Genomic DNA, 20,887 nt, shown 5'->3' on the forward strand with positions numbered 1-20,887 from the left:
ACTATACCATTAGAAAAACTTGATTTTCAGGCTGAATTTAGGATTTTTGGTTAAGAAGCTGGCTATTATTAGCCATCTGTGCAATATTCAGGAAGCGTCTTGCAAGGTCGTCTATCTGAAGGGCTGCCATCGAATTCGGATAGTGTTCAACCAGCAGTTCCTGGTTCGTAATCGATTTATATGCCGTTCTGTCGTGCCCGATAACGCCAAGGAGTATAATTTCTTTATTGAGGAAATGCCGAACGGCGGTGCTCAAATTCTGGAATGCCTGCTCGCCCTCTTCTTTGTCGTCCGCTTTATTGATAATTATAATGTTTTCGGGCATGTTCATGTAACGTTTATCGATACTTTGTTCGGTAATCAGTTTTATCAGTACGTATGCGTCCATGATCGCAGTCGGTTCCGGCGACGCAACGATTAAATTCAAATCCGACCGGCTGATTTGATACATCGTATTCGAGTCGGCTCCCGCAGCCGAGTCAATAAAAACAAAGTCGTAATTTCGCGAGGCTTTTTCGAGATGGATAAAGAAATATTCGATAAGATCGTTTGTAATTTTGGGAAAATTGTTGCTGCCGGAATCGCCGAAAATCAAATGCAGATTATCGTTATATCTGTAGATCAGTTCGTCGAAAGTTACTTTTTGATTGAAAAAATCGGAGAGCGGTTCTTTAACGGTTTCATTCAACAGCAAATGTAAATTCGATAAATTGAAATCAAAATCGATTACAAGAACTTTTTTATTGAGTCGCGCAAGTTTATATGCAAGATTCAGCGAAACAAACGACTTGCCGGTTCCGCCTTTGCCGGAACATACCGAGACTACAAGAGCGGTCTTCCCCTCCCTGTTATTTTGAAGGCGTCGTAATTCCAGCAGACGTTTTACCTGATCGTTCATCAGTAGAGTTTCCCTTTATAAATTACGTTTGCAAGATATTCGGGGTTGACCGATAAAATATCGTCGGGTATAACCTGACCGTTCGTAAGGAACATTACGGGCAGATTGAATTTATTCGCCAGATTGAAAATATTGCCGTAAGTAACGGCTTCGTCGGCTTTCGAAAAGATCACCGAACCGTAATCGAGAACTTTGAATCTCTCGGCCACGTCGGAGAGCGTACGCATAGAACTTGTGGCGCTAACGACCAAAATCGTTTCGTCCACTTCCGCGGCGTCGAGATATTCTTTAATCTTATTCAAATTCTCCCTGTTTTTCTGGCTTCTGCCGACAGTGTCGATGAAAATCAGGTCTTTATCTTTGAATTTTTTAATCAGCTTCGGCATGTCGGAGGGTTCGTATGCCACGCTCATTTCAATGTCGCTTATTTCAGAAAATATCCGCAATTGATCTATAGCTCCCAAACGATATGTATCGATCGAAATCAGTCCTACTTTAAGTTTATGAATAATCTTCGATATAACGGCCAACTTGGCTATACAGGTAGTTTTACCTACCCCGGTCGGTCCTACCAGAGCCACTTTAGTATTGCGGTTCTTTTTTACTTTGAATTCTTTTGTAGGAATCATCGAAGCCATTCCGGCAATCAGATAATTTTCCAGATTCGCTTCGCCGAGCAGACCGTCGTAATTCTTCAATTGTTCAACCAATTCTTTAGCCAGCTGGCGATTAATTTCCAGGTCGAGTAATTTTTCCAGGTATTCGTCCAATTGTGTCTTTGTAAGTTTTCTTGTTTCGGTAACCACATCTTCCGCGGCAACTTTTTTATTTTCTTTGGATTCAAATATTTTTTGCGTAAGCCTGGACAATTCAACATCGATATCGACATTTTCAATTACCGGTTCGTCGTCAAACGACGGAGTTTTCTTGATTTCTTCGTCCACTCCCGCGGTAATTTCAAACATTTTCCTGAAATTGAATCTTCTGTCGTTTTCGATTACCCTTGTGCCCAGAATAATGGCATCGCCGCCGAGTTCGTTTTTCATCTGTTCTTTGGCTTCGCGTAATGTAGGCGCGACGAATTTCTTAATTTGCATTACCCACCTCTACTTTTCCGATAAATTCGATTTCTACGTTTGACGGCAATTCGCTATACGAAAGCAATGCAAGGTCGGGAAAACTCGAATTGACCAGACGGTAAAAATAGGGTCTGATTGCCGCCGAAGTAATAATAATTGGAGGATATCCCATGTTGTTGAATTTTTCTATTTCCTGTTGAATTCTGATATTGAGTTCGCGCAATACTTCAGTTGAAAGACCGAGCGTTATCATACTGTCTTTTTGAGCCTGGAGCGATTTAGTAATCATGGTTTCCAGATTTTCGCCCAATGCTGCGGCGTGGATTATTCCGTTCGAGTCTTTGTACAAATTGGCTATTGTATCGCCGATTGTGTGTCGCACATATTCGGTCAATACGTCGATATTCTTTGTGGTTTTGGAATAATCGATTAACGCTTCGAGAATTCTCACAAAGTCCTTAATCGGGATTCCTTCTTTCAAAAGATTTTGAAGCACTTTTTGAATCATGCCTAGATTGAGGATGTCCGGATTGATATCTTCGACAACCGCCGGGTATTCTTTCTTCAAATTTTCGAGCAATTGTTTTACTTCCTGGCGCGAAAGTATTTTGTCGAAATTCCGTTTGAGCGATTCCTGCAAATGCGTAGCAAGAACGGAGATTGCATCGACAACAGTATATCCGAGCATTTCCGCTTTTTCTTTTTCTTCGTGAGTTATCCAGTAACTCGGCAGACCGAACGCGGGGTCGTTTGTCGGAATTCCCGATAATTCTTCTTCGGTAACGCCGGGGTTCATCGCCAGGTATCTGTCGGGGTACAATTCAAAGCTTGCGACTACGTTCCCTTTAATTTTGATTACATATTCATTCGGCGAAAGCTGCAGATTGTCTCTAACGCGAACGGGCGGTATCAATACTCCGTATTCAAGGGCTATTACCTTTCTTGTAGAAGATATTTTCTGGAATAAATTACCGCCCTGTTTTTCGTCGACTAAACTAATTAAACCGTAGCCGATTTCAACTTCTATCGGGTCGACCTGCAGATATTGTTCAACTTTTTCTTCAGCCGGTTTCGATTCTTCGTCTTTCGGTTCTTCTCCTTCGGCTTCTTCAATTACCGCTTCGGACGTAACCCCTTTTTTGTTCATATAAGATGATGTTCCGAGCACACTGCTTAAGATCAGAAAAGGAATCGTAGGCATACCGGGTATGAATGCAAAGAGGAACACGGCTCCCGATACCGTAGCCAACACTCTCGGATTGGAGAACAATTGGCTTTTCATCTGAAAATCGAGAGCGGTGCCGGATGCGCTTCTGGTAACGACCAAACCGGCCGCGGTGGAAATCAAAAGCGCGGGAATTTGAGAAACGAGTCCGTCGCCGATTGTTAAAATAGTATAAGTTTGGACGGCGTCCTGAAACGACATACCTTTTTGAGCTACTCCGATAATAAAACCGCCGACGATATTAATCGCATTGATAATAAGTCCCGCAATGGCGTCCCCTTTTACGAATTTGCTCGCGCCGTCCATAGCGCCGTAAAATTCGGCTTCTCTTTCTATATGGGCTCTTCTTTTTCTTGCTTCGGCTTCGGTTATTAAACCTGTATTCAAATCCGCATCTATGGCCATTTGTTTACCCGGCATAGCGTCCAGCGTAAATCGCGCAGCCACTTCCGAAATTCTGCCGGAGCCTTTCACGATTACTATAAACTGAATTACAACAAGAATAATAAACACTATAAAACCGACCACATAATTGCCGCCGACCACAAACGAACCGAACGATTCGATAACCTGACCGGCAAAACCGTCAATTAATATCAGACGCGTAGACGATATATTCAATGCCAGACGATACAAAGTAAGCACGAGCAGAAGTCCCGGAAACACAGAAATATCGAGCGGAGATTGTATGTATAACGATACAATTAACACGAGTAGAGCAAGAGTAATATTTAACGAAAGGAGAAAATCGAGAAACGACGCCGGCAAAGGAATCAACATTAAACCGAGCATCAGTATCAATCCGAATGCCAGTAAAATATCGCTATTTTTCCCGAACAGTTTCATATCAGATTATGCTCTTCTGTTTTTTAAGTTTTTTCATCTGATAAATATAAGCCAGAATTTGAGCTACGGCTTTGAATAAGTTAGCCGGAATTTCATCCCCAATTTCGCACGTTTTGTACAAAGCCCTTGCAAGTTCAACGTCTTCGTACATCGGCACGTTATTTTCGGCTGCAATTTTTTTGATTTGCTGCGCCACCAAATCCAAACCTTTGGCTACAACCTTAGGCGCGCTGTCTTTACCCATTTCGTATTTGAGCGCAACGGCGACGTGAGTCGGGTTGGTAATTACCACGTCGGCTTTGGGAACTTCATGCATCATTCTGCGACGAGCCGCCATCATCATTTCTTTCTTAATTCTTCCCTTTACTACCGGGTCGCCTTCCGTCTGCTTTAATTCTTCTTTAACCTCTTCCTTGGTCATCATCATATCTTTTCTGAATTTATAGCGCTGAAAAATATAATCGACCGCCGCGATCACAACGAAAAAGAGTACGATTTTCCATATCAGCGAAAAAGAAGAATCGAGCATAAATTCGACCGTATCTTCAATGCTCAGGTCAATTAACTGTATGCTCTTTCTAATAAGCTCGGAAATAATGAAATAAGTAAAAATGCTGATGATAACGAGCTTGAGCAGCGATTTACCCAATTCGACAAACGAACGCGTCGAAAACAATATTCTTTTTATCCCTTTAAAAGGATTGAATTTGTCGAGCGAAAACGAAATTGCCTCGGGCGTAATTCTGAATCCTACTTGCGACACATTACTGACTATCGAAGCTATGAATACGGCAATCAAAATCGGCATCATCAGCATCAAATAAAACACTCCCCATTTTAACGCATATGTCTGGAGAACCGTGTGGCTCATTTCCACTTGATTGAGTTTTGAAAATATATCCGTTGAAAATTCATAAAACTGTCCGCCGATGTAACTTCTAAATAAGAATACAATAATCAAACCGCTGCCGAAAATAGCGAGCGAATTAATTTCACTGCTTTTGGCGACCTGTCCTTTCTGACGAGCGTCTTCGAGCTTTTTCCCGGTCGGTTGTTCGGTCTTTTCCTGTCCTTCGAAATTCGGCATTTTTTATTGTCCCATTGCTCTTATTAAATCGAGTAGTCTGTACTCGTAACCTTCAAGTAAATTTTTTAATACATAAACGTAAAAAGGGATAAGCGATAAAATCATGAATATGCCCAATAATGTTTTGAGCGGCTGAGTAATGTATATAATTTGCATGTTCGGAATTACCCGCGCTATTATGCTTTCCGCAAGATGCACAAGGAAAAACGATACGATAATGGGCGAAGCAATTTTTATCGCAATTGTAAATACGAGGAAAGAATATTTAATCAACAAAGTATAAACCGGTTCGTTTATTACATATTTGCCCAGCGGCGCAACGCTAAACGAAGCTACCAATCCGCTGATTAAATAATGATGTCCGTTAATTAAGATGAAAATCATTATCGCCGCGTAGTATAAAAACTGACCGACGATATTCGTTTGAATTTCCTGAACGGGATTGAGCGCTTCTGCAAGCATGAGTCCCATATCGAATCCGATGTAGTGACCGGCATAAGATACAGCCCAGAATATGAAATTCATTGCGAAACCAAGTATCATACCCGTTAACAATTCTCTCACCGAATATAAAGCCAATGTTATCAGTCCCGACTGGTTTGTTAAATCGAGATCGATATTGACATTTGATTTATTCAATGTAAGGAAAACAATATAAGCTATTACAATTGCCAGAAATATTCTCGCCAAAACCGGAAAGCCTTTAAACGAAAGAACCGGAGCGGCGAATATTAATCCTCCTATTCTCATGAATACGAAAATGAATAAAATAAAATCCTTTATCAGAATATTCGTCGTCATATCACATTGAGAAACATTGTAAACATTTTATTTGTAAGCGAAATCATTTTATCGGCAATCCACGGCAGCAAAAAAATTATCACAAGCGCCGTAACGATTAACTTTGGCACAAAAGTAAGCGTCATTTCCTGCAAAGACGTTGCAGCCTGGAATATCGAAATTAAAATACCGACTACTAACGACGCTCCCAGAACGGGCAGCAAAATAATAAAAGCCGTATAAAAAGCTTCTTTCAATACTTCTATGATCAATTCTTCCGACATTAATGAAAGCTCCTTACCAGAGAACCGATAATCAAATTCCATCCGTCGACGAGTATGAATAATAATATTTTAAACGGCAGCGAAATCATCATAGGAGGCATCATCATCATACCCATCGACATCAGTATACTAGAGATGATCATATCGACCATCAGAAATGGAATGAAGAGGAAAAAGCCGATTATAAAACCAATTCTAAGTTCGCTCAGCACGAATGCCGGGATCAATACATAAGTAGGCACGTCGTTTCTGGTTTCGGGTCGGGGCAAATTGGAAAGTCCCACAAACAATTCCAGGTCTTCTTCCCTTGTATTCTTAAACATAAATTCTCTGATAGGTTCGATGCCTTTGTTGTAAGCTTCTTCGACCGTTATTTTGTTGTCCATCAGAGGAGATAAAGCTTCGTCGTTAACCCGGTTCCATGTTGGCGCCATAATAAAAAAGGTAATAAAAAGCGCAATTCCAGCCAGAAGTTGAGACGGAGGCATTTGCTGAGTGCCAAGCGCGCTTTTAAGAAAATGGAATACGATTATAATGCGCAAATACGCCGTTGTCATAATGACGATTGAAGGAGCAAGCGCCAGAATCGTCATCAACAATAAGATCTGCAGGGTTACGGAAACGTCTTCGCCCGAAGTTGCCGTACCGATTCCGAGATCAATTTTGGGAATAGGAATCGATGGCGATTGAGATTGCGCATAAAGAGAGGTAAAACCGCTTAGCAATATAATCCCGATTATAATCCACTTTTTCATCGCATTCCTAAATTCTGCTTGAGCAATTCATAAAAAGATTTTTTCTGATTATCGCCGTTCTGGGTTTCGTTATTGTCCGGCAGGTCTATACTGTCGAACTCTTTTATTAAAGTAATTCCCGCTTCGCTTACTCCGAGCAGCATAATTTTATCTTCAACGCGCACAACTGAAAGATATTTTTTGGGCATAATAAGCTGGTTGCTCAGAACCTCTATTTTCAAAGGCATGCGTCTGCCGCCTTTCATCGAAAACGTATAACGTTTTACGAAATAGAGAGTTATGCCCAGAATTATTATTACAAGAATAAGCGGCAAAAAAGCCTGTGTAATATCGAAGGCTGACATTAATAGATATCCTTTATTCTTTGAGCCGGGTCGACCAACGATGTTATTCTTATGCCGAAATGTTTATCGATTACCACGACTTCGCCTTCGGCTATTTTTTTATTATTGACGAAAACGTCCACCGGTTCGCTGGCTAATTTTTCCAGTTCTATAACGTAACCTCTTTCGAGCTCGAGAATATCTTTAATCTGCATTTGTGTTCTTCCCAATTCGATATAGACGTTCATCTGGAGGTCTTTCAACAGATTCAGTTTTTCGTCGGCTCCGCCCAGGGTACGGGTTGAGTCGTCGAATTCGTCGAACTGAGCCAGAGATGCAGTAAAGTTATCTTCCGGGTTTTCCATGTTTTCCATAGCGTCGGGATTGTTGATATTTTCACTCATAATTCCCTCTTTAGAGTTTTTTTTCGAATACTTTTTCAGTTATTTTTATTGCTTTGTGATTGTTCAGCACGCCGGCTCTGCCAAGGAACAACAAACGGTTGCCGGTTCTGATTTTGTGTTCTTCGTGAACTTTATTCTTCAGTTTGATAATATCCCCCACTTCAAGTTCCATAATTTCTTTTACCGTCAGTTTGGTTGTGCCGAATTCCACGCTAATAGGAACCGCAGTTTGCGCCAGATGTTTCGTGAGAACTTCTCTGGACGTTACGCCGAAATATTTGGTCGATTTAATGGACGATAACTTTTGGGTCGTCATTTTAGCCAGTATTGCGTCGAAAGCAAAAGTGGCAAAACAGACGTTCATCATGTATGACTGGTCGCCCATAATTAATTCGAACGAAATAAGGAGAACGGATTCGCTTTGCGACGTAATCTGAGCAAAATCGATATCCGGCTCGAATTTTTCGATTTCGAATTCCAGGTCGTCGATAATTTGCCACGACTTTTTAAGGTCGTACATTATACGGTCTACTATAACCTGCAACACTCTTTGCTCGATCGGCGTGATGACCTTAACCTGTTTTGTCGTTAATCCGTTGCCTCCCAACAGTTTATCCACAAACAGGAACGCCAGATCATTATTAAGTTCAAGTATGCCTTTAATGTCGGTATTCTTTATATTAAAAGTATAGAGGCAGGCCGGATTTGAAACCGAAAGTACGTATTCCGAATAATAGATTTGGTCGATTGAAGCGACGTTAATGTTAACGGCAGTTTGGAGTTTGGTAACAAGAAACGATGTAAAACTTTCGCCGAAGTTATCGCAGATACTTCGAATAATGCGGAGTTGATGCTTGGAGATGCGATTCGGAAGACGGAAGTCAAAAAGCACCGCCTCCTTTTCTTTATCGCTCTGCTCTTCGTTTTTTTGCTCCTGCCCGCTTTTTATATTATCGAGCAGTTGATCGATTTCTTGTTGTGAGAGTATCTCTGCCATAATTATTGTAAAATATATTTACTGAAATAAATGTTATTGATTTTAATATCGGGCATCAATTGCTTGATCTGGTCGGATATTTGGATTTTTAATGAATCCCGGTAAAGAGCGTTGCTCAATTGAGTCATATCCTTGCTGCCCATAACCGAAATAATCGCGTCTTTTACCAATACTTCCTTTTCTTCGAGTTCCTTTTTATTTTGTTCGGTTGCGATATCGAACCCGATCGAAGCAAGCAAAAGGCGTTTGCCGTCCGTGCCGGCGGGGTTGATTATGAGGTCGTCTACAACATAAATGAATTTTCCGAATTCCACGCCTTCGCTTTCGGAGGCTGAAGAATCGCCCGATTGAGCGTGTTCTTCGGTTGGGAGTGCATAGTGGGATTGGATTTTGGGCAGCAAAATATTAGCGGTTATAAAATAAACCGCTACAAGTTGAACAATGAAAAGCGGCAATCCTATAACAAGGATTTTTGAACTGGAACCTTTTTGGGTTCCGGAAGTTTCAGACTGTTCTAAGATATTTTCGTTTTCCTGTGCCATAGTGACTAATAGTTTTCAATTAATATGCCACTCGTTAAAGCCTTAAAATTCATTACTAATCAAAAATTAAGAACAACGAAGTGGCTAATATTAGTCACCTGCACATTCTGCTACATCACGGAAATTTTTTAACGAAAAAAGACGGGATTGCCGTATTTAACGGCAATCCCTGAGACCTATTATCTGATAAGATTCGTGATTTCCTGGAGAAGATTATCGGCAGTGGTAATAACACGGGCATTTGCCTGGAAGCCGCGCTGCGAGATTATCATTTTTGTAAATTCTTCCGACAGATCGACGTTAGATTGTTCGAGAGCGCCGGACTGAATTGTAGTAACGGAATTTTCTCCGGGAGTGTCAATACGCGGGTCGCCGCTGTTAGCAGCCACATTGTACATATTATCTCCAACGCTCACAAGTGCGTTTAGATTCTTGAACGTAGCCACCATTATCTGAGCTAATGTTCTCGAATTTCCGTTGGAGAAAATACCGATAATATTTCCGTACTGGTCGATGTTGAGATTCGATAATGCAGCCGAAGCGGATCCGTTTTGCGAAAGAGCTGCAATTTGCGATGTAAGGTTAGTTTGAGTAACGCCTGCGGTGCCGCTTCCGAAGTCAATGTCGATAATCTGAGCTTCAGCGCCGCTTGCCGGCGTAAACGTTACTTTTGGAATCGGAGGAGACGACGTAACCTGGCTGCCGGCTTGCCAAACGCTCTGAATCTGCCCGTTCGGATCGAAATAAATTTCTCCGTAGGCATTAGGACTCAAAGAACCGCTGGTCGAGGGAAGAGAAACGCTCCAGCTCCAACGGTTATTATCAACGTGCTCGAATTTAACCGACAATGTATGCGGATTACCCAAAGAATCGAAAATTGTAACTGCGCCGAGAACGGGTTCGGGTACTTCCGCTTTGTCTATCCTGGTTACTACATTGCTGTCGGCTATTAAATTGCTTAAAGAAGAAAAGTTCAGTTTATAATCAATTTTTTCAGTTGCATCCTGGATAATTATTTGGTCGTTAGTACACACTCCTGTTAATGCATCGAAGGTAAGCGACTGATTGCCTGTAATCGGGGTTCCGAGAGGATTTCCCGCATCATCTCTTATTTCATAGTAATATGTCCAGTTGCCGCTTGTATCTTGTTCATACCGGTTCCATAACTGGTATTCTTTTCCGTCTTTATTATATATTTTGTTGATGTTAAACGATGAGGAAGATAAAGATATTTCATCGATGATAGTAGGACTGGCGCCCAAAGTTAACTCTGACATGTCTATGATAAAATTAAGGTCGGCGCCGTCAGTAATACTAACCACATCTGCGCCATCAAAATTCACTTGCGTCGGACCCTGTTCTGAGCCTCCATCAATTTTATAATACAATTGCCAATTTGAACCGTCATATTCAAATCGATAATCAAAGGTATATGAATTATTCTGGTTGTCATAAACTGTTTTTTGTTGAAAATCCGTGTTAGCAGGCCCGGGATAGAGAGTAGAACTGCTATCAATATTCCCTTTTAATTTTAGTGTAGTTGTAGGTGTCGTTGTTGCTGGAACTGGGAAATATTGCGTGCCAGAAGGGGTTTCTTTTTTAAGGTTGCCTACTAATTCTACAATGTCTGTCCTTATGGTAGTAGAACTGCTTTGCAAGTTACCGCCCCAAGAAACTTCAGTTGTTTTTACAGCGGGAAGTCGCAGATTTTTGTCAATCACTATATCCTGCAATGTTGTGCCGGCGGGTATTTCTCCCAAGCCGTTGGCAATCTTGCCCTGAACTACGGCTCCGTTTTGAGGATTGACCAGTTTACCGTCGGCGTCGAAAATAAACGCTCCGGCTCTGGAATAAAATTGCTGCCCATTGCTTTTCAGGATAAATAGCCCTTGTCCCTGGAGAGCAAGGTCGGTCGTAATTCCCGTTCTTTCGAATGTGCCTTGATTCCAATTACGGTCGATCGAATTGATTTTCATGCCGAGACCGATCTGGAACGAATTCGTGCCGCCTGAAGTGCTGGTTGGATTAGTACCTGATTTAACAAATTGATTGAAAGTATCGCTGAATGTAACGCGCGAGCCTTTAAAGCCGATTGTGTTAACATTCGAGATATTATTACCGATTACATCCATCATCGATTGGTGATTGCGCAGACCGGAAACGCCTGCAAAGAGAGAATTAAGAAGTGCCATTTTAACCTCCTTGGACTTTTATAATTAATTATTTTTCAGTTGACCCGGCTTCAGTCAGTCCGCCGGATCCGGAGCGTCCTCGGAAGGTCCCGCTCCGAAATATTATTTTTTAAGCAAAAACTACGCTGTCGATATTCGTAAATACATTTTCTTCAGCGTTTTCGACCTCGATTGCCGTAACAACAGTACGGTTCGGAATATTTACAATAAAAGCCGCTTTGCGCTCGTTTGACGATAAGTCCATCAAAATTAACGAATCGCGGGCGCCTTTCGACTCTGCTTTTTCAACCGCATTCTGAATTTTTGTTAAATCTTCCTCGCCCAACTGTATATTCCTCGATTCGAGGCGCTTCAGGGCGTGATTGGAAAATTTAACCTTTTCGAGTTCCTGCTGAAAAATCGAATCGAACGAGGCTTTAACAGGATCACGGCTGTTCCTGACCGCAGTGTTGTTCCCGACTATCGGAACAAAAGGAACAGAAACACCGTTAATTTCTGCCATTAACTATCACCTCCTTTTTTGTTTATTATTTCGAGAATATCTCCTGACGAGTATTCCACTCCGTTAATTATTAATAATGTGCCTGATTCGGTATATTTTACTCCGTCTATCGGACCGGATTTATACTGGGTTACTTCTACTTCTTCGTTATTGTAATTGTATGCGTTCACTTCAAAAGTATAATCTCCGTCAGTTACCCGGTTGCCGTTGCCGTCTATAAAATCCCAGTCGACATAATTACTGCCTTTTTTATTCGGAGCTTCAATTGTTTTAACGAGCGTACCGTATTGGTTATAAATATTAATTTTTACAGATTTTACCCCGTCCGGAATATCGTATCCTAGTGTAACCGAATCCTGACCTGCGACTTTAATCGAATCTCCTCCTATTTTTACTTCCTTCCCGATTAAATTTGCCAGCATTGTATTGTTTATCGACTGAGTCAACATATAATTGGCGTCTACGCTCTGTTTCAGGTAATTGTTAAGATTTGTAATTTGCTCTAGCGAGCTGAACTGCGCCAATTGCGATGCATATTCGGTGCCGTCCATGGGATTAAGCGGGTCCTGATTTTTTAATTGCGCAATCATAAGTTTCAAAAAATCGTCCTTGCCCAGCGCGCTTTTATTTGCCGATACATTGGCGTTTGTATTAACGCTTCCGCTTGAATTCACATCTGTTACCATTTTCTTTCTCCTATACTAAAAAATCGTATGTGTTGTAACCCATCATCTTCTTTACTTCGGGAACGTCTTCGGTTTTAACGTCTGCAATCTTCCCATGGAATTTTCTTTTTGGATTTACGTATTTTGTATTTTTTTGCTCGTTATTATTCAATCCGACATTAATGCTGTTCACCTGTACGCCGTTATTTTGCAAATTGTTTTTCAACTGATCGAGATTCGACTGCACAAATTGCTTAATCTGCTCGTTCTCGACTTCGATATGAGCGTGTAATTTATTATTTACGTAGTCGATTGATACGGTTAATTTCCCGAGCGATTCGGGCTCGAGTTTGAAACTCAGATGCTGTTTTGTGCCGTCTACGCTTTTTACTATTTCCGAAATTACTTCCGCAGCCTTAACGATTTTGAAAGCTTCTTTCAAATTTTCGTTTTTGACGCTGCCGTTTTCAATCTTCGGTTGATTGTCGCCTGCGTTAACTCTTTCGACCTGGTTATCGGTTTTATGAATCAAATTGTCGTGCTGCTTATTCAATTCTTTAGCGAATTGATCGTTCAGAGGTTGTTTTCTGTCGGTTTCTTTTTGTTCTTTTACCGCGGTTTCTTTTGTTTCGACATTTTGTTCTTTTTGCCGATCGAATTCTTTTTCGTCCTTGCTTAAATTAGTCTCCTTTTTCACTGCATTCGCTTCTTCTGCGTTAATGTTGGAAGAAGAATTCGATTCCGTCTTCGTTTCTATTTTGTTTTCATTGCCGATTTTTACTTGAGGCGACGCCTCCGGCTTATCGATTTGAATTTTTTGTTCAACGGGCTTATCAGGGTTTTCAGAGTTAATCCGGGCGTCCGTTTTATTCGATTCGACTTTTATTTCCGGAATATTTTTCTTAACGCCGTCGTTATCAGTCAAGCTTTCTTTTAAATTTTCGGATAATTTTATTTTTGCGGTCGATTCTTTTTTGACGACAGGCGGATTAAATTCGGCAATTGTTTTGTTTTCTTCCGAAGTTATGATTTTTGAATAGACTTTGCCGGTCGAATCGATTTTTCGTTCTTTCGAATTGAGAACTTCCTGGATTTTATGAAATTCTTCTTTTGTCAATTCCGTATCGAGGTCCTTCAGATTCAATTTCGAAAGGTCTATTCCTTGAATTTCCGTTTTTTGAGTTTTCTGCTCGTCGTTATTTTTAGCTACCGGTTTAATTTCTCCGGCTATTTTATCCGAATTATTATCGGTTTTATAAATGTTTTCCGAACTTTCGTTTAAGGACGTATTCTTATTCGTAAGTATTTCGCGGTTATTAATTTCCGGTTCCCTTATCTGCCCGGTATTGATATCGAATATTTTTTGTTCGCCTTTATGAATATGTACGATTTCTATTTTATAATATTCCGCGCCGACTTTTTCGAGTTCGCTGAACCCGGCTATGTTCAGCAACAGATTCTGAGACAACGCCAATTTCTCGGAATTCGTTTCGCTACCGTCTGCGCCGGCGGTATTATCTCTTTTTTGTTCGGGTTTGTCGCCTTTATCGTATAATTGACTGATGGCAACCGTCAATTTTTCACCGTTTGTCGTAAAATTGAATTTAACCGACTCTTTATTCGACATAACGGAGAATAATTTTTTTATATCGAGCAATTGCTTGTTCGAATCGTCTTCTGTCGGCAGTGAGTTTTTGAAATCATTCAAATAGAACAGAGCGCCACCCGGCTCGCTCTTTGTTTGAGGGGATTCCGATTCCGAAATAATATTGTTTATGCTTCCGAGAAAAGCGAGAAGATTATCGGGAGTAAGCACGAAAATTTTCGAAGAGATCTTTGCATCTTCGATATTGACGGAGTTTGAATTCGAAACAATGGATAATTCTTCGAGATTATTAAGGCTGTTCTGGAATCCATCGATAATTTTGGTGTCGGTTTTGGTAACAATAAAATCTTTCAATCCTTCCAGGTTCACAAGCAGATCGTTGCCCAGTTTGGAATTTGCTACGTTTAACTCTTCTTCATAAACTTTTATGATATCCGCAAACAGATAATTTTTAGTTCCCTGACCCGCAGACGTTTTGCCGCTCTGTTGAAGAGCGCCGAGTCCGAGACCGCTTAAATTATTATCAATAAATAACGGATTGAAGTTCATCATTGTAAACTAATTATTCTGTTTGCGATTTCAGGATTTAATTCTGCTATTATTTCCGCCGCTTTCTTCTTTTTCATAGAAAATATTATGTCTCTCGCTATATTATCGGAATAATTCTGAATTATTTTAGCGGCTTTTTTTGTATCCATCGCTTCGTACAGTTTTACCGTATTTTTAATCCACTCGCGGTACTTTTGTTCTTCTTCCGGAGGAGTTGCATTTTCCTGATTATCCGCTTTTTTTTGACTTTCTAATAGCTTTTCCTTTTCGTTTTGCAGCCTGCGTATTTCCGCAAGGAGCGTGTTAATGCTGTCAATCAACGAAGAAGAATCTTTAAGACTGACAGTCATCGTATCGTACGCGCCGTTATCGGAGAAATCATAAGACTTTTTTACTTCTTTTTTATCGCTGCGTCTATTAAATTTTTCTTTATCCTTTGCGTCGGCATTTTGAGCCATTTTAGCTTTTTGCGCTTCGATTTCCGATACCGGAGTAAAGTCGAAGTCGAATATATTTCTGTATGTTGTAGCGCCGTATATCATTACTACGGTAACCACAATAAAGGCCAGTATAAATGATATTATTACTTTTCCGTTCACTTTTATTTCCTGTTAAAATTATTTATCGCTATTTCATCGAGTTGTTTCAGTTCTGTTCTGTTGGATTCCACGATATACTCTTCGTACTTTTTTTCTTTCAATTTTTCGAGGATTCTTCTTTCCTTCGTTCTTTCTTTTAATTCTTCCTGTTTCATTTTCTTTTTATTCATTAAATCCAGAATTTTACGCTCCGCTTCTTCGATTTCTTTTTCGATCAAATTGCAATGCGCCTTAACGCTTTTATATTCGAGCGCCTTTATTTTTCCTTTCGAAGCCGTTTCGTTCAAATCTTTTAATTTTTTAATCAAATTTTTTTTCAACTCTTCCGCTTTATTAATTTCAAAATTAATTTCGGCTATCTCTTTTAAAACTTTTTTTTCGAGAATATTTTTAATGCGTAAAATCGACTCGAATTTGTATTTAAATTCAGACATTCATCTTTCCTAATTATAATCGATCAATTGGCGTAACTTTTCAATAGTATCGGGATAATTTGCTTTTTCGAAAATCCCCTGTTTCAGGAAGCCGTTCAACGCCTCGATTTTGCTTATTGCAAGGTCTATTTTAGGATTACTTCCTCTTGCGTATGCGCCGATATTAATAAGGTCCTCGGCTTCGCGATAAGTCGCCAGCAGTTCGTTGAAAGACATTACTTTTTTATAATGTTCCGAATCGATAATATCCGGCATAACCCTGCTTACGCTCTGAAGAGTATCGATAGCAGGATAATGTCCTTTATTAGCTAATTTTCTGGAGAGTACTATATGTCCGTCGAGTATCGAGCGAACGGCGTCGGCAATCGGCTCGACCATATCGTCTCCGTCGACCAAGACCGTATAAATTCCGGTAATCGAACCTTTTTCCGAATTGCCGGCTCTTTCGAGCAATTTAGGCAATAGCGCAAAGACCGACGGCGTATATCCTTTTGTTGTCGGGGGCTCGCCGATTGTCAGTCCTACTTCTCTTTGAGCCATGGCAAAACGAGTAACCGAATCCATCATCAGCATTACATTGAGTCCCTGGTCTCTGAAATACTCTGCAATCGTAGTGCCCACGTAGGCGCCTTTCATTCTGATCAAAGGCGATTTATCGCTTGTGGCAACGACAACGACGGAACGTTTCAATCCTTCTTCGCCCAGGTCTCTTTCGATAAATTCTCTTACTTCCCTGCCCCGTTCGCCGATTAATGTTATTACGTTTATGTCTGCGCTTGTATTCCGCGCGATCATACCTAAAGTAACGCTTTTGCCGACTCCGCTGCCGGCAAAGATTCCCATTCTTTGTCCTTTGCCTATTGTCAGCAAACCGTCGATAGCGCGTATTCCGGTTTGCAGAGGGGTTGTTATTCTTTTTCTTGCAAGCGGATTCGGAGCTTCCCTGTGAGCTTCACGGAAAGCCGTATAGTTTATTTCGCCTTTACCGTCAATTGGATTTCCCAGTCCGTCTATAACTCTGCCGAGCAGTTCATGACCGACTCCCACATAAAAGCCTCTCCCTGTCGCTTTAATCTCGCACGCCGGCGAAATTGCATGCACTTCGCCCAGCGCAATCGACAGCACTTTTCCATCCTTAAATCCTACCACTTCCGATTTGCATATTTCATTGCCATCCTTGTCGACAATGCTGCATACTTCTCCCATAACGGCATTAGGACCGACGGAAACAATTATTAAACCGACCACGTCCACAACCCGTCCGTTAACCTTCAGCGGGTCAGTTTTTTCTATTACACGACGATAATTGTCTACTATGTTTTCCAGTTCGATCATTGGTTTTTCTTATTAATCGATTCTTCCAGTTTCAGTCTAATTTCCTCGAGTTGACTCGAAATTCGCGCGTCCACATTTCCTATTTCCGTTTCCACCAGGCATCCGCCTTTTTCAATTCTTTCGTCCGCTTCGAATTTTATTTTATTGAAAGAACTGTTGTTCAGTAAACTTTTGCTGAATTCGTTAAGCTCGTCCTTATCCTCAGGATTAAGTTTAATAATAACTTCGTTGGCGCCGATAATTTTGGAAATTGCGTTTTTGAGATTATCGTTTATCAAAGATTCGGTTTCAACTTCGCGTCGTACAATTTTCCGCGCAATTTCAACCGCTGTATTCACCACCAGCAATTCGAAAGCCGTTTCATATTCTTCCATTTTTTGTTCGTATGCGGTAAGCACATGATAAATTTCTTCGTACTTTTGGAAGAGTTTTTCGGAATAATCTTTTTCGATTTCCATGCGCGCTTTTTTACGTCCTTCTTCAAAGCCTTTGTTATAAGCTTCTTCGATCCTTTGCCGACCGGTTTCGAAGGTATTTACTTCTTCGACCACCTGAGTTTTTGAAGAAACTTTAACGGTCGGTTTGGCTTTGCCGGCATTAATTTTAAGGACGTTAGACATAAACTTCCTCCGGACCGCCTCTCATATTCAACGATATTTCTCCGGCTTCTTCCAGATTCTTAATAATATCGATAATTCTGCCCTGAGCCGTTTCTACTTCTTTCAATTTTACTTTGCCCATATACTGGAGCTCTTCTTTCAGCAGGTCTGCCGCGCGTTCCGACATGTTTCTGAATATTTTTTCTTTCAGCCGTTCGTCTGCAATTTTGAGCGACAGAGCCAGATCCTTACGGTCGACCTCGCGTAATATTTTCTGCAGGTCTTTATCCGATATATTGATAATTTCGTCGAAGATGAACATCAGTCTTTTTACTTCGTAAGCGGTTTCCGGGTCGATTTCCTCCATTTTATTAAGTATATCCTTTGTAAGAGTGACGTTCAATCTGTTTAAAATGCCCGCCAAACATTTCGCGCCGCCAAGTTTTCCGACCGATTGGCTCATCGATAGTCCCGCGATTTCATCGACTACATGTTCTATCTGTTTGAGCGTTTGCGGAGCGATTTTACCCAACGTGGCAATGCGATGAGCCACGTCGATTCTGAGGTCTTCGGGCAATTCTTTCAGCGCCGCCGCCGTTTGATCGGGACTTAACTGCGATAGAATCAGAGCCATGGTTTGCGGATGTTCTTTACTCAGGAAGTTGATTAGTTGAGTCGGCTCGGCTTTTTTAAGAACGTCGAACCCTTTTAAGGTAGTAAGTCTTTTGACTTTTTCGATAATTTCAACCGCTTTAGGAGCTCCGAAAGTTTTTTCGAGCACGGCCTGCGCATAGTCCAAACCGCCTTCTAGCACGTATTCGCGCGCCGTTACCATGCCGTAGAATTCTTCGATAACTTTATCCGCCACCTTCGACGGTATGTTTTTGACTCTCGTTATTTCGGCGGAAATCACTTCGATATCATTCGGATCAAGATGTTTAAGGACAGCGGAGGCGGCTTCCACATTAAGCGCCACCATCAGCATAGCGGCTTTTTGGACGCCGCTAACGTCTTCCAGCATTACTTCCTGTTGTTTTTCAGATTTCATCTTCGTGCATCCACGCGTTTATTAATTTTGCCGCTTCACCCGGATTTTTAGTAACGTAATTGATAATTTTTTCCTGTTGTGTTTTTTTGGCTACGGCTTCATCGGAAATTTCATCTTCGATATCGTTTATCTGCAGCATCGGTCTTTTACGAGGCTGCGCCAACTGCTGCATCATACCCGATGCGGCGCTCGACTGAGACAGAGCGCCGGCGCTGCCTCCGCTGAGCGCAAGCGAATCCGCCGCAGATGCGGTATTAACCGTGCCGATGATTATTTTTTCGTTTTTCAATTTCTTCATTAAGCTCTTCAGTACAAAGATTGCGGAGATGATGGCAAAGAGCATGATCAATACGTTCATCCATTCGTCGGCATTCGGAATTCCGCCGAGCGCCCCTTTTTCTTCCGGAACTTCTTCAATTTGTTTTACTTCAAAAGGAATGCTCACAAGCGAAAATTGGTCGTTCCGCTGCGGATCGATACCGACAGCGTTTTTTACAAGTTCTTCCAGCTTCTTCAACTGCTCCTGTGAGCGCGGCTCGTAAACAATCTCTTTTTTGCCTTCGTTATCTATTTCTTTCGGTATATCATTAACTACTGCGGCGACGCTCAGGCGTATTATATTCCCGCTGCCTTCTACAACTTTTTGAATAGTCTTGCTTATTTCGTAATTGGTGAGCGAATTTTCGCTCGACTGCACGGTTGTGTCTTTTAACGAGCTTCCGGCATTATTCGATTTGATTGTTTGTTCGCTAATGGCAACTTGAGATTCCGGGTCGTACTGTTCCATTGTTTTTTCTACCTGGTCGAAATTAAGATCGGCATTGACTTTCACTACAGAATTTCCGTATCCCAAAATATTGTCGAGTAACGACTGGGCTTTTTTGGCAAGGTAATTTTCGACCGATTGTTTTACTTCATATTGTTTTGTAGAGGCAAACGCCAGAGGTCCTTCTTCAGAGTCGTTTGAAAGGATTCTTCCTTTTGTGTCGATAATCGATACTCTGCCCGGCGGCATACCCTCGACGCTGCTCGATACCAGATTCACAATCGAAGCGATATTTTCTTTGCCGATAAAATTACTGTTGCGCAGCTTTAACACAACCGAAGCCGACGGCAGTTTTTCCTCTTCTTTGAAAATTGTTTTTTGAGGTATTACAATATGAACCCGGGCGCCTTCAACTCCGTCAATTTGAGTGATTGTTCTTGCCAGCTCTCCTTCGAGCGCTCTCTTGTAATTCAATTTCTGCATAAATTCCGACATACCCATTGTGGACTTATCGAATATTTCATACCCGATAACGCCGGAACTGGGAATGCCTCTTCCAGCGAGCGCCAGACGGGTTTCATATACTTTTTCTCTGGCAATTTTAATCGTTTGTCCGTTATCGTCGATTTTATACTGAATCTTCTGGCTGTTCAAATATTCTACGACCTTCGAGGCGTCTTCGGCAGACAATCCGGTATAGAGCGTCGTATAATTAGGCTCGTTAAGGAAAAAAAGCATGACGATCAGAAGTACCACGGTGGAAATAACGCCACCGGCAAGCATGAATTTCTGTTTCGGATTCAGTTTGTTAATTATACCAAATAAAGCTTGTAATGGACTTGAATTCATAATTATATCGGTATTTTAGTTAGTTCTTTGTACATGTCGATTGTTTTGTTTCTTATTTCCATCAACAAATCGAGACTCGTTTTCGCTTTTTCGCCGGCTATCATCACTTCGTGAAGTTCGACTCCGTTGCCGGCGACAAAATCTTCGATAGCTTTTGCCGACTCAGCCTGCGCTTGATTTACGCTTTTGAGGAGATCGGCAAAAACGTTGCCCGAATCGACTTGCTTTTTCTGTTCCTGATTGATGGCATTGGCAATAAAGCCGCTTAAACCGTCAATTTTCATGATTAACCTCTCTTATCAAATAATGACCCGACCGTAACTCCGCTAACCTTACCTTTGGCATTGTAGAATTCGTATTTGAGAATTTCATCCGTTTTTTCGGGATAAAGATTAGCGAAGAATTTCTTTTCTGCATTTGTAATTTCAGGCTTTTTATCCGCCTGAGCCGCTTTATGTATCTGTTGGTTCTGATTAATACGATTGAGAGAATAATTGCCGAACGAGTTTGTGGTAATCTTCAT

22 protein-coding genes and 1 pseudogene are annotated in these 20,887 nt (G+C 41.2%); all 23 read right to left on the reverse strand.

The window, feature by feature from the left end:
- Positions 1-37: 37 nt before the first annotated feature.
- Positions 38-898 (reverse strand): AAA family ATPase, encoded by an 861-nt coding sequence (locus ACOYVE_RS00840; protein ID WP_422880542.1) that lies wholly within the window; start codon positions 896-898, stop codon positions 38-40.
- Positions 898-1,995, reverse strand: coding sequence for a flagellar biosynthesis protein FlhF (gene flhF / locus ACOYVE_RS00845; RefSeq protein WP_422880543.1), 1,098 nt, complete (start codon positions 1,993-1,995; stop codon positions 898-900). The genes ACOYVE_RS00840 and flhF overlap by 1 nt, the downstream gene beginning before the upstream one ends.
- Entirely contained in the window at positions 1,985-4,048 is a 2,064-nt protein-coding gene (gene flhA / locus ACOYVE_RS00850; protein ID WP_422880544.1) for a flagellar biosynthesis protein FlhA, read from the reverse strand. The genes flhF and flhA overlap by 11 nt, the downstream gene beginning before the upstream one ends.
- Before the next feature lies 1 nt (position 4,049).
- Positions 4,050-5,135: a flagellar biosynthesis protein FlhB gene (gene flhB, locus ACOYVE_RS00855; RefSeq protein WP_422880545.1), complete on the reverse strand. Its 1,086-nt coding sequence runs from the start codon at positions 5,133-5,135 to the stop codon at positions 4,050-4,052.
- 3 nt (positions 5,136-5,138) lie between these two features.
- The gene (locus ACOYVE_RS00860; RefSeq protein ID WP_422880546.1) at positions 5,139-5,936 is read right to left on the reverse strand and encodes a flagellar biosynthetic protein FliR; all 798 of its coding nucleotides are present in this window, start codon (positions 5,934-5,936) and stop codon (positions 5,139-5,141) included.
- Positions 5,933-6,199: a flagellar biosynthesis protein FliQ gene (fliQ, locus tag ACOYVE_RS00865; protein WP_422880547.1), complete on the reverse strand. Its 267-nt coding sequence runs from the start codon at positions 6,197-6,199 to the stop codon at positions 5,933-5,935. Before fliQ ends, ACOYVE_RS00860 begins: the two co-directional genes overlap by 4 nt.
- Positions 6,199-6,954 (reverse strand): flagellar type III secretion system pore protein FliP, encoded by a 756-nt coding sequence (fliP, locus tag ACOYVE_RS00870; protein ID WP_422880548.1) that lies wholly within the window; start codon positions 6,952-6,954, stop codon positions 6,199-6,201. Before fliP ends, fliQ begins: the two co-directional genes overlap by 1 nt.
- Positions 6,951-7,298, reverse strand: a complete 348-nt coding sequence (locus ACOYVE_RS00875) for a flagellar biosynthetic protein FliO (RefSeq protein ID WP_422880549.1) — start codon at positions 7,296-7,298, stop codon at positions 6,951-6,953. The genes fliP and ACOYVE_RS00875 overlap by 4 nt, the downstream gene beginning before the upstream one ends.
- Positions 7,298-7,573 (reverse strand): annotated as a pseudogene (gene fliN / locus ACOYVE_RS00880) (flagellar motor switch protein FliN); the annotation flags it as partial. The gene ACOYVE_RS00875 and the pseudogene fliN, both read right to left, overlap by 1 nt.
- 118 nt (positions 7,574-7,691) lie before the next feature.
- Complete coding sequence (fliM, locus tag ACOYVE_RS00885) at positions 7,692-8,678, reverse strand: flagellar motor switch protein FliM (RefSeq protein ID WP_422880550.1); 987 nt, start codon at positions 8,676-8,678, stop codon at positions 7,692-7,694.
- Positions 8,679-8,680: 2 nt separating this feature from the next.
- A complete protein-coding gene (locus ACOYVE_RS00890; protein ID WP_422880551.1) occupies positions 8,681-9,220 on the reverse strand; it encodes a flagellar basal body-associated FliL family protein in 540 nt (179 codons plus the stop codon).
- Positions 9,221-9,399: 179 nt separating this feature from the next.
- Positions 9,400-11,412: a flagellar hook protein FlgE gene (locus ACOYVE_RS00895; RefSeq protein WP_422880552.1), complete on the reverse strand. Its 2,013-nt coding sequence runs from the start codon at positions 11,410-11,412 to the stop codon at positions 9,400-9,402.
- A gap of 109 nt (positions 11,413-11,521) precedes the next feature.
- Positions 11,522-11,914 (reverse strand): TIGR02530 family flagellar biosynthesis protein, encoded by a 393-nt coding sequence (locus ACOYVE_RS00900; RefSeq protein ID WP_422880553.1) that lies wholly within the window; start codon positions 11,912-11,914, stop codon positions 11,522-11,524.
- Positions 11,914-12,600 carry a flagellar hook assembly protein FlgD gene (locus ACOYVE_RS00905; protein ID WP_422880554.1) on the reverse strand — a complete coding sequence of 229 codons (687 nt, stop codon included), beginning with the start codon at positions 12,598-12,600 and terminating at the stop codon, positions 11,914-11,916. Before ACOYVE_RS00905 ends, ACOYVE_RS00900 begins: the two co-directional genes overlap by 1 nt.
- A gap of 10 nt (positions 12,601-12,610) precedes the next feature.
- On the reverse strand, positions 12,611-14,737 hold the full coding sequence (locus tag ACOYVE_RS00910) for a flagellar hook-length control protein FliK (protein ID WP_014856797.1): 2,127 nt from the start codon (positions 14,735-14,737) through the stop codon (positions 12,611-12,613).
- Complete coding sequence (locus ACOYVE_RS00915) at positions 14,734-15,333, reverse strand: magnesium transporter MgtE N-terminal domain-containing protein (protein WP_014856796.1); 600 nt, start codon at positions 15,331-15,333, stop codon at positions 14,734-14,736. Before ACOYVE_RS00915 ends, ACOYVE_RS00910 begins: the two co-directional genes overlap by 4 nt.
- A gap of 2 nt (positions 15,334-15,335) precedes the next feature.
- Complete coding sequence (locus ACOYVE_RS00920) at positions 15,336-15,767, reverse strand: flagellar FliJ family protein (protein WP_014856795.1); 432 nt, start codon at positions 15,765-15,767, stop codon at positions 15,336-15,338.
- 9 nt (positions 15,768-15,776) lie between these two features.
- On the reverse strand, positions 15,777-17,102 hold the full coding sequence (gene fliI / locus ACOYVE_RS00925; RefSeq protein ID WP_014856794.1) for a flagellar protein export ATPase FliI: 1,326 nt from the start codon (positions 17,100-17,102) through the stop codon (positions 15,777-15,779).
- A complete protein-coding gene (locus tag ACOYVE_RS00930) occupies positions 17,099-17,722 on the reverse strand; it encodes a FliH/SctL family protein (protein WP_014856793.1) in 624 nt (207 codons plus the stop codon). The genes fliI and ACOYVE_RS00930 overlap by 4 nt, the downstream gene beginning before the upstream one ends.
- Complete coding sequence (gene fliG, locus ACOYVE_RS00935; RefSeq protein ID WP_014856792.1) at positions 17,715-18,749, reverse strand: flagellar motor switch protein FliG; 1,035 nt, start codon at positions 18,747-18,749, stop codon at positions 17,715-17,717. Before fliG ends, ACOYVE_RS00930 begins: the two co-directional genes overlap by 8 nt.
- Positions 18,739-20,364: a flagellar basal-body MS-ring/collar protein FliF gene (fliF, locus tag ACOYVE_RS00940; protein ID WP_014856791.1), complete on the reverse strand. Its 1,626-nt coding sequence runs from the start codon at positions 20,362-20,364 to the stop codon at positions 18,739-18,741. The genes fliG and fliF overlap by 11 nt, the downstream gene beginning before the upstream one ends.
- A 2-nt stretch (positions 20,365-20,366) precedes the next feature.
- Complete coding sequence (fliE, locus tag ACOYVE_RS00945) at positions 20,367-20,648, reverse strand: flagellar hook-basal body complex protein FliE (protein WP_014856790.1); 282 nt, start codon at positions 20,646-20,648, stop codon at positions 20,367-20,369.
- Positions 20,649-20,650: 2 nt separating this feature from the next.
- Positions 20,651-20,887 (reverse strand): hypothetical protein, encoded by a 237-nt coding sequence (locus tag ACOYVE_RS00950; RefSeq protein ID WP_014856789.1) that lies wholly within the window; start codon positions 20,885-20,887, stop codon positions 20,651-20,653.

The sequence above is a fragment of the Melioribacter sp. genome, assembly GCF_049325435.1.
GTDB classification, from domain to species: Bacteria; Bacteroidota; Ignavibacteria; order Ignavibacteriales; family Melioribacteraceae; genus Melioribacter; species Melioribacter roseus.

Coding starts and splice junctions, on each gene's coding strand:
- ACOYVE_RS00860 (WP_422880546.1), bottom strand. CDS start 5,936: ATGACGACGAATATTCTGATAAAGGATTTTATTTTATTCATTTTCGTA.
- ACOYVE_RS00920 (WP_014856795.1), bottom strand. CDS start 15,767: ATGTCTGAATTTAAATACAAATTCGAGTCGATTTTACGCATTAAAAAT.
- fliM (WP_422880550.1), bottom strand. CDS start 8,678: ATGGCAGAGATACTCTCACAACAAGAAATCGATCAACTGCTCGATAAT.
- ACOYVE_RS00900 (WP_422880553.1), bottom strand. CDS start 11,914: ATGGCAGAAATTAACGGTGTTTCTGTTCCTTTTGTTCCGATAGTCGGG.
- fliF (WP_014856791.1), bottom strand. CDS start 20,364: ATGAATTCAAGTCCATTACAAGCTTTATTTGGTATAATTAACAAACTG.
- ACOYVE_RS00875 (WP_422880549.1), bottom strand. CDS start 7,298: ATGTCAGCCTTCGATATTACACAGGCTTTTTTGCCGCTTATTCTTGTA.
- flhB (WP_422880545.1), bottom strand. CDS start 5,135: ATGCCGAATTTCGAAGGACAGGAAAAGACCGAACAACCGACCGGGAAA.
- ACOYVE_RS00895 (WP_422880552.1), bottom strand. CDS start 11,412: ATGGCACTTCTTAATTCTCTCTTTGCAGGCGTTTCCGGTCTGCGCAAT.
- flhA (WP_422880544.1), bottom strand. CDS start 4,048: ATGAAACTGTTCGGGAAAAATAGCGATATTTTACTGGCATTCGGATTG.
- ACOYVE_RS00950 (WP_014856789.1), bottom strand. CDS start 20,887: ATGAAGATTACCACAAACTCGTTCGGCAATTATTCTCTCAATCGTATT.
- fliG (WP_014856792.1), bottom strand. CDS start 18,749: ATGAAATCTGAAAAACAACAGGAAGTAATGCTGGAAGACGTTAGCGGC.
- flhF (WP_422880543.1), bottom strand. CDS start 1,995: ATGCAAATTAAGAAATTCGTCGCGCCTACATTACGCGAAGCCAAAGAA.
- ACOYVE_RS00930 (WP_014856793.1), bottom strand. CDS start 17,722: ATGTCTAACGTCCTTAAAATTAATGCCGGCAAAGCCAAACCGACCGTT.
- fliI (WP_014856794.1), bottom strand. CDS start 17,102: ATGATCGAACTGGAAAACATAGTAGACAATTATCGTCGTGTAATAGAA.
- ACOYVE_RS00840 (WP_422880542.1), bottom strand. CDS start 898: ATGAACGATCAGGTAAAACGTCTGCTGGAATTACGACGCCTTCAAAAT.
- fliE (WP_014856790.1), bottom strand. CDS start 20,648: ATGAAAATTGACGGTTTAAGCGGCTTTATTGCCAATGCCATCAATCAG.
- ACOYVE_RS00905 (WP_422880554.1), bottom strand. CDS start 12,600: ATGGTAACAGATGTGAATTCAAGCGGAAGCGTTAATACAAACGCCAAT.
- ACOYVE_RS00890 (WP_422880551.1), bottom strand. CDS start 9,220: ATGGCACAGGAAAACGAAAATATCTTAGAACAGTCTGAAACTTCCGGA.
- fliQ (WP_422880547.1), bottom strand. CDS start 6,199: ATGTCGGAAGAATTGATCATAGAAGTATTGAAAGAAGCTTTTTATACG.
- ACOYVE_RS00910 (WP_014856797.1), bottom strand. CDS start 14,737: ATGATGAACTTCAATCCGTTATTTATTGATAATAATTTAAGCGGTCTC.
- fliP (WP_422880548.1), bottom strand. CDS start 6,954: ATGAAAAAGTGGATTATAATCGGGATTATATTGCTAAGCGGTTTTACC.